The 13,719-nt window shown below is 67.7% G+C and carries 14 protein-coding genes and 2 pseudogenes; 9 read left to right on the top strand and 7 right to left on the bottom strand.

Annotated features, from left to right (window positions below; all coding sequences use genetic code 11):
• Positions 1–51 precede the first annotated feature (51 nt).
• Positions 52–243 (top strand): hypothetical protein, encoded by a 192-nt coding sequence (locus GEV10_17465; protein ID MQA80244.1) that lies wholly within the window; start codon positions 52–54, stop codon positions 241–243.
• A 5-nt stretch (positions 244–248) separates the two neighbouring features.
• Positions 249–764: pseudogene (locus GEV10_17460) on the top strand (DUF2269 domain-containing protein).
• A 293-nt stretch (positions 765–1,057) separates the two neighbouring features.
• On the opposite strand, the pseudogene GEV10_17455 reads toward GEV10_17460, so the two are convergent.
• Positions 1,058–1,392, bottom strand: a pseudogene (locus GEV10_17455) (conjugal transfer protein TraC).
• Positions 1,393–1,519: 127 nt separating this feature from the next.
• The gene (locus tag GEV10_17450) at positions 1,520–1,810 is read right to left on the bottom strand and encodes an NrdH-redoxin (protein ID MQA80243.1); all 291 of its coding nucleotides are present in this window, start codon (positions 1,808–1,810) and stop codon (positions 1,520–1,522) included.
• A gap of 94 nt (positions 1,811–1,904) precedes the next feature.
• Here GEV10_17450 and GEV10_17445 point away from each other — a divergent pair, with 94 nt between their 5' ends.
• Together GEV10_17445 and GEV10_17440 are read left to right on the top strand one after the other, a co-directional pair.
• A complete protein-coding gene (locus tag GEV10_17445) occupies positions 1,905–2,333 on the top strand; it encodes a hypothetical protein (GenBank protein MQA80242.1) in 429 nt (142 codons plus the stop codon).
• A 112-nt stretch (positions 2,334–2,445) separates the two neighbouring features.
• Positions 2,446–3,933: a multicopper oxidase domain-containing protein gene (locus GEV10_17440; GenBank protein MQA80241.1), complete on the top strand. Its 1,488-nt coding sequence runs from the start codon at positions 2,446–2,448 to the stop codon at positions 3,931–3,933.
• A gap of 45 nt (positions 3,934–3,978) precedes the next feature.
• Here the strand turns inward: GEV10_17440 and GEV10_17435 are convergent, their stop codons facing one another.
• Positions 3,979–4,506, bottom strand: a complete 528-nt coding sequence (locus tag GEV10_17435; GenBank protein ID MQA80240.1) for a DUF2269 domain-containing protein — start codon at positions 4,504–4,506, stop codon at positions 3,979–3,981.
• A gap of 355 nt (positions 4,507–4,861) precedes the next feature.
• Between GEV10_17435 and GEV10_17430 the strand changes: the two genes are divergently transcribed.
• A complete protein-coding gene (locus GEV10_17430; protein MQA80239.1) occupies positions 4,862–5,464 on the top strand; it encodes a TetR family transcriptional regulator in 603 nt (200 codons plus the stop codon).
• A 62-nt stretch (positions 5,465–5,526) separates the two neighbouring features.
• Here GEV10_17430 and GEV10_17425 read toward each other — a convergent pair whose 3' ends face one another.
• Both GEV10_17425 and GEV10_17420 read right to left on the bottom strand, forming a co-directional pair.
• Positions 5,527–7,293 (bottom strand): hypothetical protein, encoded by a 1,767-nt coding sequence (locus tag GEV10_17425; protein MQA80238.1) that lies wholly within the window; start codon positions 7,291–7,293, stop codon positions 5,527–5,529.
• A gap of 88 nt (positions 7,294–7,381) precedes the next feature.
• Positions 7,382–8,851 carry a hypothetical protein gene (locus GEV10_17420; protein MQA80237.1) on the bottom strand — a complete coding sequence of 490 codons (1,470 nt, stop codon included), beginning with the start codon at positions 8,849–8,851 and terminating at the stop codon, positions 7,382–7,384.
• On the opposite strand from GEV10_17420, the gene GEV10_17415 reads away from it, so the two are divergent.
• From GEV10_17415 to GEV10_17400, 4 genes are all read left to right on the top strand, one after another.
• The gene (locus tag GEV10_17415; protein MQA80236.1) at positions 8,839–9,642 is read left to right on the top strand and encodes a methyltransferase domain-containing protein; all 804 of its coding nucleotides are present in this window, start codon (positions 8,839–8,841) and stop codon (positions 9,640–9,642) included. The genes GEV10_17420 and GEV10_17415 overlap by 13 nt on opposite strands.
• Before the next feature lie 135 nt (positions 9,643–9,777).
• The gene (locus tag GEV10_17410; GenBank protein ID MQA80235.1) at positions 9,778–10,149 is read left to right on the top strand and encodes a BlaI/MecI/CopY family transcriptional regulator; all 372 of its coding nucleotides are present in this window, start codon (positions 9,778–9,780) and stop codon (positions 10,147–10,149) included.
• A complete protein-coding gene (locus GEV10_17405; protein ID MQA80234.1) occupies positions 10,146–11,147 on the top strand; it encodes a M48 family metalloprotease in 1,002 nt (333 codons plus the stop codon). Before GEV10_17410 ends, GEV10_17405 begins: the two co-directional genes overlap by 4 nt.
• A gap of 49 nt (positions 11,148–11,196) precedes the next feature.
• Positions 11,197–11,964, top strand: coding sequence for a hypothetical protein (locus GEV10_17400; GenBank protein ID MQA80233.1), 768 nt, complete (start codon positions 11,197–11,199; stop codon positions 11,962–11,964).
• Here GEV10_17400 and GEV10_17395 read toward each other — a convergent pair.
• Together GEV10_17395 and GEV10_17390 are read right to left on the bottom strand one after the other, a co-directional pair.
• A complete protein-coding gene (locus GEV10_17395) occupies positions 11,887–12,702 on the bottom strand; it encodes a cytochrome c biogenesis protein CcdA (GenBank protein MQA80232.1) in 816 nt (271 codons plus the stop codon). The two genes, GEV10_17400 and GEV10_17395, sit on opposite strands and share 78 nt — an antisense overlap.
• Positions 12,699–13,316 (bottom strand): redoxin domain-containing protein, encoded by a 618-nt coding sequence (locus tag GEV10_17390; protein MQA80231.1) that lies wholly within the window; start codon positions 13,314–13,316, stop codon positions 12,699–12,701. The genes GEV10_17395 and GEV10_17390 overlap by 4 nt, the downstream gene beginning before the upstream one ends.
• Between the last annotated feature and the right edge of the window lie 403 nt (positions 13,317–13,719).

Raw genomic sequence — 13,719 nt, 5'->3', positions numbered from 1 at the left:
TTGTGTCCACAAGAGGGCTTCGACAACCACGTGCAACGTCAGGAGACACAGATGGCTGACCTGACCCGCTACTCCGACTCCGCCGACGACGCCCGCGTGAGGCCGGACCGCGTGTCGACCGCCCGGACACCGATATGGGTGTGGGTGGTGGGGATCGTCGTCTGTGGCGCGTCCCTGGCGATGCTCCTCAGCATGTTCGTCATCCCCCTCGTCGTGGGTGGCATGGGTGGGATGGATCACTGATGGTCCTGCCGACCCGCCTACGAAAGTTCGTGCTCACCGCCCATGTCGTGTCCTCCGTCGGCTGGCTCGGCGTCGTCGTCGCCTTCGTTGGAATCGCCATCGTCGCGTTGACCAGCCAGGATCCTCAGACCGTGCGGGGCGCCCTGCTCGTGATGGAGCCGACCGGCTGGTACGTCCTCGTCCCGTTTGCCTTCGCCTCGCTGCTGACCGGGATTGTCATGGCATCGGGCACCGTGTGGGGCCTGCTCCGACACTACTGGGTCTTGTTCAAACTCGTGATCGCCACCGTGTCCACCATCGTCTTACTGGCGTTCATGACGGGAACACTCGGCCCTGCGGCAGGAGTAGCGGCAGACCCGACATCGTCCGCAGACCAGCTCCGCGCGCTGGCAGGCACACCCAGGGACCACGCTCTGCTCGCCCTGACCGGGTTGCTGCTGGCCACAGTGCTGGCCGTGGGCAAGCCACGCGCCCTGACCCCGTACGGGCAACGCAAACAACGCGAGCACCGCCGTAAGCAGCAGGGCCGGCGCGCAGATCTGACGACGGCCGCCACGGCGATGAGCACCTCGGCGAGCACGCCTGACCGCACAGGTGGCTCAGACGGTCCCCTCAACCGTGAGACCGGCGACGACAGCGGCGCGGGGTTCGATCGCGGCCGACACAAGCGACGGTGGGTGAAGGTGTCTGCCTTCATCGGCGGCGTCGTCGCGTTTGCGGCCGCCATGATCACTTTCCTCGCCGGTCCTGGAGGCGGGGCCCACGACCCGGATGGCAGCACCCCACGTGAGAACCAGGAGCAGCAGCAGACCGCCAGGCCGGAAAACGCGCGTACCACATCGGCATGGAGCCGAGCGGCCAGCTCGACCGCGGCCGCATCGTCAATGCTCGCGAGCACCTCGGCGAGATCGGCCAGCAGCGGGCCCTGGCCGGTCCAGGTCTACGGGTCCGCGGTGATCCCGACGCGGTGGTAGGTCGCGGTGATCGCCTGGTCCAGCGCAGGGCTCTCGGTCCGCCAGCTCGCTGCCGAGCAATACCGAGATGACGGTGTGCAGGAACAGCGACCGGCGGATCAGCGCGCCGCGCGGTGCGGCGTCCGTCCGGTCGGGTGTGGATGGGCAGGTGCGTCGGGTTGAGACGGACCTGCTCCCCGACGTCCCTCGTTCATGGCCCGATCGTTCCTGGGGTCGGTACTCATTGACCGTACGAGCTGCGAGTCTCCCGTGGCGCCTTACCCAGGTCTTGCCCGTGGTCGGGCAGACAACGTCGCCCGCCGTCAATGAGCTTCCTGCGACGTGGTGCGGTCTGCGGACTCGACGGTGGCGAGCACCTCGGCCGGGGTAGGTTCGATCATCACGGCACCTGCGGGAGTCGTCACCATCGGAACCGTTCTGCCGCCTCGTTGCGTGCGGCGCACCACCTTCTGCGCCTTCTTGTCGGTGTCGATGTCGTAGTACGTGTAGGCGACTCCGGCCCGCTCCAGTGCCGACCGAATGGCGGCAACGTCGGGGCACCAACCCGTTCCGTACACCACGATGCCGCCGTCGGTCTGGTGGTTGGTGGCCATCTCACTCCCGTCGCCAAGACTCGTATACCCCACTAGGGTATGCGACGGTCATCGTTCATATCGAGAAGCAGCCTGCCATCTCTATACTGGCCGCATGCGGCTGTGGCACGGTGGGGCGACGGGTGGGTCGGCGGCCGTGCCGCGCTGGATTCTGCTCGTCATCGTGCTGGCCGGGTTCCTGGCCATGCATGCGCTCGGTGGTCCGGGCGACCGCCACCTCGGGATGCCGGGGATGGCGGCGAGCAGCAGCGCGTCCGGTTCGGTACATCACATGGCGCCTACCGTCTCGCCGGGCGGTTACGAGTCGCGGCTCAGCAGTTCCCGCAGTCCCGGTGACATCGACCTGATGCCGGCGTGCCTCGCGATCCTTCTCGGCGCGTTGTTACTCGGCGTGCGGCGCGGTTCACCGCTGCGAACCACCCGAACCACGGGCCACCTGAGTGTTCGAGTCGACATCCGTGTGGCCGGCCTGTCGTCGCCCCGGTCACTGTCGTTACATCAACTCTGCGTGCTGCGGACGTAGAGGGTCGCGCGGAGGCGCCAACCCACGGGTTGTGGCATGCCGCGCTGCCCCCTATCCGCCATGTCGCGTGCTGTGCGCGACGGGACGTCCTGTATGCACGAGGAGACCATTCATGTCCACCATCGACCGCCGTGGCCTGCTCCGCGCCGGACTTGCCGTACCGACACTCTCCGTCCTGGCGGCCTGCGGCTCGAACGACACGGCCAGCCCGCGGCTGATCACTCCGACGGACAATCGGGTAAGAGCCGTAGAGGCCGCGCGACGCACGACCGGCCGAATCCGCAAGTACACACTGCGGGCCGTCGTTGAGACTGTCGACCTCGGTGGCCCGACAGTCCAGACCTGGACCTACGACGGCGTGTTACCGGGTAGCGAGATCCGCGTCCGCCGAGGGGACGTCGTGGAGGCTGCGCTCGTCAACAGGCTTCCAGCGAAGACGACGATCCACTGGCACGGGGTGGCGTTGCGCAACGACATGGACGGCGTGCCTGACGTCACGCAGGCGGCGGTCGCGAAGGGTGCGACCTTCGCCTACCGTTTCGTGGCGGCCGATGCCGGCACGTACTGGTTCCATCCGCACAGCGGCGTGCAGCTCGACCGTGGGCTCTACGCGCCGCTCATCGTCGAGGCTCCCGACGAGCCTGGAGCCTACGACGCGGAGTGGACGGTTGTCCTCGACGACTGGATCGACGGTACCGGGTACACACCTGACCAGGTGTTCGAGACAGTACGCAACGGGATGGGAGGCATGGATCACGGTGGCGAGGACATGGACGGACCGATGCTCATGGGAGCCACCAGCGAGCTGCTCGGCGGTGACGCCGGTGACGTGAGGTACCTATATTTCCTGGTCAACGGGCGAGTGGCCGCGGCTCCGCGAACCCTTCGCGCCAAGCCCCGACAGCGGGTGCGTATCCGGTTCATCAACGCCGGAAGCGACACGGCGTTCCGGGTCGCACTCGGTGGGCACATGATGCGGGTCACACATGCCGATGGGTTCCCCCTCGTGCCGGTGGAGACCGATGCGCTGTTGGTCGGCATGGGTGAGCGGTACGACGTCGTGGTCAGGCTCGGTGACGGCGTGTTTCCGCTCACCGCCCTCGCCGAGGGCAAGAAGGCGACGGCGCGTGCTCTGGTTCGCACCGGCTCGGGTGAGGTCCCACCGGTTTCCGAACGTCCCCGTGAACTGGACGGGAAGGTCCTTCGCTACGCGGCGCTCCGGGCGGCCGACGACGTCCGACTGAGGGCCAAGGCGCCTGACATCAACCACGACCTGGAGCTCACCGGCGGGATGATGGATTATGACTGGGCCATCAACGGGCGCCGGTACGATCCGAAGAGATCGCTGCCCATCCGCGAGGGTCAACGGGTACGCGTGACCTTCCGCAACAGCACGACGATGTGGCACCCGATGCACATCCACGGGCACACGTTCCAGATCGGCGACGACGGCCCGCGCAAGGACACCGCGATCGTGCTCCCCAAGCAGACGATTACGTGCGACTTCGACGCCGACAACCCCGGACAATGGCTGACGCACTGCCACAACGTCTATCACGGCGAGGCGGGAATGATGACCGCCCTCGGTTATCGCGATTGAGGGACGTTCGCGGATCTCGACTCGAGCACCCGTGCCGGTCGCTGCCTACGGCACGGGTGCTGGACGCCGCTGGTGCTGCTTACGTCGCTGCTTGCGCTGGCCGTATCGAGTCATGCCCCGCGGCTTGTACACCGCCAACACCATGGCCACGAGCAGCAGCAATAGGGCGAGCGAGGCGTGGAGGCCTGGGGACGCGTTCCGTACCACGCCGAGATCGGCACTGGGATCTGCCGCCACGCGTGCCATCGAAGCAAAGGTCTGGGTGTAGATCAGCAGGTAGATGGTGGCAACCACGTTTATCAGGAGTTTGAACAGGACCCAGTAGTGCCGGAACAGGCCCCACGTGGTGCCCAGGGACTGGACGGTCCCGGTGAGTAGCGACCCGAGCGCAAGCGGGACGAGAACGAACCACGCGGCCGGCTCCATCACGAGGTACGCGCCGCGCACTGTCTGGCCGTCCGGGCTTGTCAAGCCGACGACGGCGAGAGCCAGGAACACCACGACCGCGCCGAGCCATCCGACCGACGAGGCGACATGCGCGGTGAGGACGAACCTGCGGAGTCGGGGCGGCATGGTCATTGCTGCTGCGCGCCGTGTTCCGTGCCGCTGGAGGGTGCTGGCTCGCCCCCATGGCGACCAGGGCCGTGCGCACCACCGAGGCCGGTGAGCATGAGGACGGCGAGCAGTAGGCCCACGACGAGGGTGATGATCCCGAACACCTTCACCCAGCGTGGTGTACCCGTACTCGACTGGCGGTCTGGCCCTCCGTCGGTGTCGAGGTTCGAGTCGGGGGAGGGGGACGGGTCTGTCATGTGTGCCCTTCCGACGCGTGGTGAAGGTTGTCCGATCTCCGTGGTGGCAGTTTACGAGACAGAGTGTCCATGTCAATCCTGAGTGTCGCTGCATCGTCGTTGCGTATACTGCGGTCGTGCCGAAGTTGTGGAACGAGACGATCGAGGCGCACCGCCGCGAGGTGCACGAAGCGATCCTGGACGCCACGGCGACCCTGGTGGCCGACCGCGGCCTCCTCTCGGTGACGATGTCGCAGATCGCCGGGCAGACAGGCATCGGACGGGCGACGTTGTACAAGTACTTCCCTGACCTCGAGGCGATCTTGCTCGCCTGGCACCAACGTCAGATCGCCGGTCACCTCGAGACTCTCGCCGCAGTCCGGGACCAGGCTGGCAACGCAGGCGAGCGACTCGCAGCGGTGCTGGAGGCCTACGCCGTCATCAACCAACGGCGAGTACAACGCCATCGACACGAGCCCCACAGCACCGAACTCGTGGCGCTCCTGCATCGGGACGAGCACCTAGCCCGACCGCAGCAGCAGGTCCGCGACATGTTCCGGGAGCTGCTGATCGAGGTCGCGGCGACCGGTGACCTCCGCGGTGATGTCTCACCTGACGAGCTCGCCGGCTACTGCCTGCACGCCCTCAGTGCAGCCAGTGACCTGCCGTCCAAGGCCGCGGTCCGCCGGCTCGTCACCGTCACTCTGGCCGCGTTACGCCCCGACGCCGACTCGCGGTGAGGTCGCCTCAGCCGGAACCCGCTTCACCAGGGGCAGCCCGGTACGGGATCCATGTCGCGCCCTCATTCGCCTGCGGGCGGTTTGCTGTACCGGGTGGTGTACGGCTCCCGCTCGACGCGGCCGTCCGGATACCTGATCACGCGGGTCACGGACATCTGGAAGTCACCACCTGCCACGGGCCGACGTGATCCGGTGTCCGCCTTGACCTTCCGCCCGCCGTTGTCGCCGTACAGGGTCACGGTGACCGACGTGCGCGTCGTCGTCGCGCGGATGAGCACGGGCGCCTTGGTGTCGTTCGTCCACGTCAGGTCGATGGTCGGGTAGTTCAGGGTGGCCTCGCGACCCGGTGGATATCTGCTGATGTAGAAGCTGTGCGGCTTGTGGTAGTCGAGATGCAGGCCGGCGAAGTAGGCGGCGTTGTAGATCGTCGTCGAGAACTGCGACACCCCGCCGCCGACGCTGGGCTCGAGCTTGCCCTCGTTGATGAACGGGGCGGGTACGTATCCCTTGGCGCGGGTTCGGGGTCCGCTGATGCGGTTGAGGGAGAACCGTTCACCCGGCATGACCACGGTGCCGTCCGCGGCCTCGGCGATCAGCCGGATGTTGGTCACCCGAGGTTCGCAGCACACGAACTGTGTGGTGAACGTGCCGATCAGGGAGTCGACCCTACGAGCCGCCTCAGTGGTCACGTCCGGCGTCGCGGACTTCATCCGGAGGTCGGCGTCGTGGCGGCGGGCACGTACCGCTCGGGCGATCGCCTTGGCCACTGCCGGCTTATCGATAATCCTTCCCGGCCGGCTCGGCTCGACCCGTACGTCGACCGGCCGGGACTGCCAGCTCATCTGCCCCTTGTCGTCGATGACCACCGGGCGGGCCGGTGCGATGATGCGTGCGTTCTGCGGTTTCGTACCGACGTCGTCGGCCAGGGTGTCGACCAGTCGGCCCAGCATCTTGTCATCGACGCCAAGCCGTACGTCGCGCCGGTTCTTCGTCGGCTCCACACCAAGGACGGGTGCGATCTGGCGCGCCGTGAGCGCGACCGAGGTGCCGTCCTCGCCGAGTCGTAGTGGATTGGAAAGGTACGACCGCGCCTGGGACGCGACCTGCTCGACCTGTGTCTTCGACACCGTCCACGTGCGGACCGGCAACCGGACGACGCCTGGGTCACGCTGACCGAACCCGTTCAGTACGGCGGCCGCGGCGGCGCGTCGATCGACCTCACGACCCGAACGTGGTGGCACGGTGCGCACACGGACTGGATCGACCTCGATCGTCATGTCCCCGTAGAACGCCTGTCGGTCGACGCGCTTCGCGATGGACCTGACGGCCGCGGTCAGCCGGTCACGGTCGACACTCCCCACCGGGTCAACCGTCCGAGTGGTCCACAGCGAGCTGACACCGGACCACAACCAGGACACGGCTCCGCCGCGGCCGGCCGCTGCCGCCCGGGTGGCGGTCGCGGCCGAGTCGACTCGGTAGCGGACGTCGTGGCCGTCGATGCTGAACTGCCGTCCCGCAGCGGTCACCCGCACCGCCTCGACGGGCTTCACATCGGCCGACACCCGGGAGCGCGCTTCGGCCGGCGCCAGTCCACCCACGTCGACGCCCGCCACGGTGACGCCTGGGAGGATCTTCCCCACATACGCCGCACGCACCGTCAGCCCCGCACCGAGCCAGGCGACGACGAGGACGCCCAGGCCGGCCACCACCCACGTCCGGGCACGCCACCGCCGCACGGTTCGCGCTCGTCGAATGGTCTCTTTCGCCAGAAGGATCGGTTGGCGCAGGATACGCGCGCCCCGGCTTCGCCACGACGGCGCTTCCCCCATCGAGGTGTTCTCCTATCAGGGCCTTGGCTCCTAAGGCAGATAGGAGAAGACCTTACAAGGCTCGCGCCGGTGCCCAGGAGCGCGGTCGTCACCGAGATCTGCGGCGGCGCCTGCGCACGGCACCGAACACGACAGCGCCGACCACCATCGGTACGGCCAGCGCGACCCCGAGAGCCGACGGCAGCAGCTCCCGTGGTCCCCCTGCGGAGGGTGGCTTGCTCGTCACCGTCGTAGGACGCACCGACCGGGACGACGGCGACGCCGGTGGCGGAACGGTCCACCGGTGTACGCGAACGGATAACCACGAGCGTTTCGAGCCACCCAGCGGTATCGCCGTGACGACGCTGGAGCCGCTGGTCGCGAGGCCGAGCAACTCGCCGATCTCGACGTACCTGCCGGCGGCCGTCTGGCCGAGATCCCGCACACGCTCCCACTCGTCATCGGCCCGCTCCCACAGCGTGTAGCGCAGCTTCCCGGCGGAGACGCGGGCCTCGAGGAGGAGCAGTGTGCCGTCCGGCGCGTAGGCAAGAGTCGGAACCATCGGTACACCCTGTCCCGACGGACCACTGCTGGTCTCCCACCCCGAACCGTCGACAGAGGCGGCGATGCGGACCCGGATTGGCCCCTTCGCCTTCTCCGTCCAGGCCAGCGCGAACCCTGACCCTTCACGGAACGCGATCGATGGTTCGGCCAGGTTCAACGGGGACGGCTCGGTCAGCGTCAGCGGCGGTCTCGTCGCGGCCCGTAGCGTCTGCGAATCCTGCACCTCGCCGGACGACAGGTCGACGAGAGTGACACCTACCCGCTGCTTTCCCGACGGATACCAGCCACCGACGGCCACGGCCACTCGACCCGGACCTGCCGACGTGAGGAGGGATCCGTAGACGGCGGGCGCAGGTGTGGCGAGTCTTCGTGTCTGGAAGGCGCCGTCGCCGCGCTTCCAGGCGAGACGGGTGGTGGCGTGCTCCGCAACCGCCTGGCACCACACTTGCGGCCCGGTCGCACGTGTCCAGCTGACGATCGTGGACCGGGTCGGCGCGTCGTACAGCAGTGACGGACGGTCGAGGAATGTGTTGGTGCCGGCCTTGGCGACGATGTCGTACCTCGGCCTGCCGTCGTCGAGGCGAGCCAGGAACACCGCGGATCCCGGTAGACAGTACGGTCTCGTGCCCTTAGCGGCGCCGCCAGAGACGAGCAGGTCGCCGTCCGGGGTGAACGCCAGCTTCGGATCGTAACTGCGCCGGTAGCCCGGCGGAACGAGGTCGACGCGTCGAGACCAGGTTCTCCCACCGTCGCGGCTCGTGCTCACCTGGATCCGGGTGGGGTTCAGGTAGGGATCTGCCGCGACGGCGATGTGGTTGGAGTCTCGCGAGTCGACGGCCACCACGGGCTCGGCAATCCGCCCAGCGGGAACGGACAGCACCTTGACCGCCGAAGCCTCCGCGGTCCGCGCCTCGGCCATCGCCTCGCCGGGCGGGTCGACGCCCAAGGTCGCCGAGCCCAGAAGTCCGGCGGCCAGGCCGCGGATGATCCACGTTCGCACTCTTGCGGCGCTCACGTGGCGACTCTACTAAACAACGTAGTACCCTGGTGTCTCCTATGGACGATAGTAGATGGAGTAGAGCTCGGAAGGAGCGAATGGTGTCGCGAGGGCTGGAGCGAACGTGGGACAAGCGGGTCGACACGTGGCACGACAACGTCACGACGTCGGACGCCTTCGAAGGCGTCCGCGAGGAGCTGATCTCGCGTGCGCAGCCGAGGCCGACCGACGCTTGTGTCGACCTGGGTGCGGGGACGGGGTTCCTGACCCTCCCGCTCGCTCGGATGGCAGCCAGCGTCTTCGCCGTCGACATCTCGAGCAGGATGATCGCGGAGCTCGACAGGCTGGCCGGTGTGCACGGCCTGGGCAACGTCGATTCGATGGCCGGCGACCTCATGTCCATCGAGCTCCCCGAGGCCAGCGTCGATCTGATCGTCTCCAACTACACGCTGCACCACTTGCCGCATCACGAGAAGCGGATTCTCGTCGGACGGGCTCGCGGGTGGCTGCGTCCGGGCGGGCGTATCGTCATCGCCGACCTGATGATAGGTCGCAACCTGTCGGCGGAGAATCGCGGGATCCTGACCTCGAAGGCGAAGCGGCTCGTGGCCAAAGGTCCGGGTGGTATCTGGCGCATCGTCAAGGCCCTGACCAAGTACGGTCTGCAGGTGGGTGAGGAGCGACCGGCGTCGCCCCAGTTCTGGCGAGAAGCGCTCACTCATGCAGGGTTCGTCGGCGTCGATCATGCCCGCGTCGTCAACGAGGCAGGTGTCGTGTGGGGCATGGTCCCCCAGACGCGTGGCGGTTGAGGACCGTCGCTGTGCCCGACGTCGACCTTTGGTCCGCGGTCGGCGGCCAGTCGTCTACGATGCGTCTTAGCAGCACCGTGATCGGTGTCGCGCCTACACGTGTCAGGCGTCGACGTCGTGGATCTGGAGGGCGCATTGCGGTCGTTCGGTGACCTGGAGGCGGCGATCATGGACCGGATCTGGTCCGCTGACCAGCCGCTGCGCGTACGCGAGGTCCTGGAACAGCTCCAGCCGGAACGACCCCTCGCCTACACCACGGTCCTGACGGTGACGGAGATCCTCTATCGCAAGGGTTGGCTGCAGCGGGAGAAGGACGGTCGTGCCTTCCGGTACTGGCCGACCGCGACCCGTGCCGAGTATGCCGCGGGGCTGATGGACGAGGCGCTGGCCGAAGGTGACGACCGGGTCGCAACCCTCATGCGATTCACCGAAGGCCTCGACTCCGGCGAGTTGGACGACCTGCGGCGTGCGCTGCGGTCTGCCGGCAGAAAGAAGCGCGGTCGATGAGAGTCGCGCTCGTCCTCCTCGGCTACGCCATCCTGCTGGGCACCGTGGGTGTGAGCGTATTGCGGCGAGCGCACTGGGTCGACCGAGCGCCGCGGCTCGCCATCCTCGCATGGTTCGCGCTGATCGCGTCGATACTGGGATCCGTCGTACTCGGCGGACTCAGCCTGGCTGTGCCGATCGGGCAGGTCAGCGGCGACCTGGCCGAGCTGTTGCGCTCCTGCGCGATGGCACTGCGCGCGCAGTACGCCACTCCAGGCGGCGCCGCGGTCGGCATCGCCGGCGCCACACTCGCCGCGGCCGTGGTCATGCGCGTAGCGTGCTGCGCCGTGGCGGGAATCGCGCGGGCCGCCCTGCGCCGGCACCGGCACAGGGGGATGCTGGCCATGGTAGGTCGCCACGATCCCCGCCTGGGTGCGGTCATCGTCGAACACGACGTCCCGGCCGCCTACTGCCTGCCAGGCCGTCGCAAGCACGTGGTGCTCACCAGTGCCGCACTCCGCGCACTTGCCGATGACGAGATCGTGGCGGTGCTGGCGCACGAGCGCGCCCACCTGCGCGGCCACCACCACATCGTCACCGGGGCGGCGGCAGCGACTGAACGGGCGTTTCCGTTCGTCGCGGCGTTCACCGCCGCCCGACGCGAGGTGGACCGGCTGGTCGAGCTGCTCGCCGACGATACGGCTACTCGGTCGTGTTCCCGCCTCGCGGTCGCCGACGCGCTGCTGACCGTCGCCGCGACCCCGGCGCCGGCGGGAGCGTTAGGTGCGGGAGGCTCGTCCACGGCTCATCGGGTGCGCCGACTGCTCCGGTCTGAGCTGCCGTTGACCAGGACCCAGCGACTGGCGAGGATCCTTGCAGCCGCTGCGATCCTCGCGATTCCCGTTCTCGTGTCCGCTGCGCCGGCGGTCGCCGTGACCCAGACGAACCACTGCCCGATCACCGTGCAGGACGGTACTGCGACACCGTCGGACCTCACGTCGTCTGCCACGCCGATCTGACGGCAACAGCCTCACCAGGGTCTCGAAAGACGAGACGGAGCGACCAGTGATGGGCCCAGGAACCTTTGGGAGCTACTCCTACCTGTTCATGGACGCCGCCCTTGTGGCGTATTCGATTGCTCTGCTGGCACTTGCGGTAACCGTGCTGGCCGCCAGGATGACAATGAGGGCCGGGACGCCGGCGGTGGACCTGGAACCCGAGCACGTTCTGCTGTTCGGCCGCACCGCCGTCCTCATCGTCGTCACCACCTGGCTGATGCATGTCGCCGAGCTCCTGACTCGCGGACTTGCCGTCGGACGCTGGCCGTGGGCCGGCGGGTACGAGCTCACCTCGACCAGCCTGCTATTCGCGGTGACGATCGTGCTCGCCGTGTTGGTCAAGAACGCCACACGCCCGCCTGTCCTCTGTGCGCTGGCACTTGTCGTCCTCGGCTCAGGCGTGAACGGAGCGCTCATCCACCAGAACCTCGACATGCCGACCTCGATGCTGCCCGGGTCGTACTGGACGGCGGTGCACGTTGCCGCAACCGTAGTGTCGGCCGTGCTGTTCTCGGTCGGAGTGGTCACCTCCGCGTATGGTGCGTTCGCGGAGATCTATGCGCGGTGGTTCGCCGACCGCGACCTGGCGGGATCGGGTCTCGTCCATCATCTGCCCCGACCGGACGTGCTCGACGAGCTGGCTTGCCGGCTCCTCGCCGTGGCGTTTCTCGACCTACCGCCTACTCGGCCGGGCAGGTGGTCACAGCGGCGGTTGCCAGCTGGCGAGCCACGGTTGCATTCCGGCGATGAGCAATGTCCATACTCCGGAGACCTCTAGAAGTCCGACCGCGACGAGGAGCAGCCCACCGATTCGCATGACGGCGCGCGCGTGACGCCGCGCGATCGCGAACACACCGAAGGCGCGGTTCACGCCGAACGCGGTGAGAAGGAAGGGTATGCCGAGCCCCAGACTGTACGCGAAGGAGAGGGCGGCGCCGCGTCCGGCACCGCCGGTACTGGTGGATAGCGCCAGGACAGCGGCAAGTGTCGGTCCTATGCAGGGTGTCCAGCCCACGCCGAACAGCACGCCGAGCATGGGAGCACCCAGGAGCCCCAGTCGGGGCCGATAGCCGAGCTGAATCGTCCGTACAGCGAACGGTAGCCAACCAAGGGCTCCGGCGAACATGAGGCCCAGAGCGATGGTGAGGACGCCGAGCACGCGGTAAACGGCGGTCTGATGCGCGAGCAGAACGGTACCGATCGCGCCGAACGCGACGCCATAGCTGGTGAAGACGGCGGCGAAGCCGAGCACGAACAACGCGGTACCGATCACCGTCCGCCCGGGTCGCATGGTGCTCGTACGACTTGGCTCCGAGCCCGACTGTCGGGACGACGCATGCCCGTCGTGGTGTGCCTCCGCGCCGGCGCTTCCGGTGACGTAGGCGAGATAACCCGGTACCAGTGGCAGGCAGCACGGGCTGAGGAACGACACCACACCCGCCGCTACGGCAACGGGGATGGCGAGGAGCAACGGCCCGAAGGCGACCAGTTCGCCGGGAGCGATGCCCGACATCATTCGGGCCCCTGCCTGTCCACCGTGGCCGGTAGGGGACGCCGCTCTGCGACGATCTCGTCGAGCAGCCCGCTGAGCTGCTCGTAGGTGACCTGCCCGACCACACGACCAGCGATCCGACCGTCCGGGTCGATCACCACGGTGCTGGGCACGGCGCTGACCGGAATGGTGCCTCTGAAGGCAAGGTGGATCTTGCCCTGCGGGTCGGTCAGGCTCGGGTACGGGATGACGAAGGTACGGACGAAGGAACGCGCCGCGGCACGGGTGTCTCGCGTGTCGATACCGACGAAGCGCACACCGGAGTCATGGGTGTCGCGGGCGACTCGCGCCAGCGCCGGCGCCTCCTCCTGGCACGGGACGCACCATGAGCCCCACACGTTCACCACGACCACGTGTCGCCGCAGATCGCTCAATGCCAGCCGCTCGCCGTCCAGGGTCATGCCGCTGACTGCCGGCGCAGGAACTCGATCCGCCACCGGAATCCGCGTCATCCCCGTCGCGAACGTGGCACCGGGAGGCGACCCAGCCACTTCCACGGGTGGAGCCTCGGTCCTGCCTCCCTCGGCACGCCAGGCCACGCCGAGCGCAGACACCGCCAGCAACGCGACGGCGACCATGGCCAACCGCCGCCGGGAGAGACGAGGCGGGGTCACCGAACCCACCTCCTGTCGAAGACCACGCACAGCACCTCCACGCGTCGGTAGGGCAACCCCGAGAGACGAGATACTAAGGACTATAGTTGCATCGCGTGCATGTCTTCGAGTGCACTGCCGACGGACAACCGACGAGCACTGGATGCTGAAGGATGAGGGAGGTCTCGGTCGCACGAATCGCCACAGGTCAATGCCCGCAGCCGTGATAGGGCGTTACGATCGGGCATTGCACGGAGAGGAGCCCCTGAGAGTCGTGCAGGACCTGACGTTGGACGAAGGTGTGCGACTGCTGCACATCGGTCCGCACAAGACGGGCACCACCACCATCCAGGGCGCTTTCCACCTCGCGCGAGAGTCACTCGCCGAG

It is taken from the genome of Streptosporangiales bacterium (genome assembly GCA_009379955.1).
GTDB lineage: Bacteria > Actinomycetota > Actinomycetes > Streptosporangiales > WHST01 > WHST01.
This window is presented reverse-complemented; position numbering and strand designations above follow the sequence as displayed.

Bases quoted from the DNA above. Each gene is read 5' to 3' on its own strand.
- GEV10_17390 (MQA80231.1), bottom strand. From the start codon at position 13,316: ATGGTCGCCGTCGCGTTGCTGGCGGTGTCTGCGCTCGGCGTGGCCTGG.
- GEV10_17425 (MQA80238.1), bottom strand. From the start codon at position 7,293: ATGGGGGAAGCGCCGTCGTGGCGAAGCCGGGGCGCGCGTATCCTGCGC.
- GEV10_17450 (MQA80243.1), bottom strand. From the start codon at position 1,810: ATGGCCACCAACCACCAGACCGACGGCGGCATCGTGGTGTACGGAACG.
- GEV10_17395 (MQA80232.1), bottom strand. From the start codon at position 12,702: ATGATGTCGGGCATCGCTCCCGGCGAACTGGTCGCCTTCGGGCCGTTG.
- GEV10_17405 (MQA80234.1), top strand. From the start codon at position 10,146: ATGAGAGTCGCGCTCGTCCTCCTCGGCTACGCCATCCTGCTGGGCACC.
- GEV10_17440 (MQA80241.1), top strand. From the start codon at position 2,446: ATGTCCACCATCGACCGCCGTGGCCTGCTCCGCGCCGGACTTGCCGTA.
- GEV10_17400 (MQA80233.1), top strand. From the start codon at position 11,197: ATGGGCCCAGGAACCTTTGGGAGCTACTCCTACCTGTTCATGGACGCC.
- GEV10_17445 (MQA80242.1), top strand. From the start codon at position 1,905: ATGCGGCTGTGGCACGGTGGGGCGACGGGTGGGTCGGCGGCCGTGCCG.
- GEV10_17435 (MQA80240.1), bottom strand. From the start codon at position 4,506: ATGCCGCCCCGACTCCGCAGGTTCGTCCTCACCGCGCATGTCGCCTCG.
- GEV10_17465 (MQA80244.1), top strand. From the start codon at position 52: ATGGCTGACCTGACCCGCTACTCCGACTCCGCCGACGACGCCCGCGTG.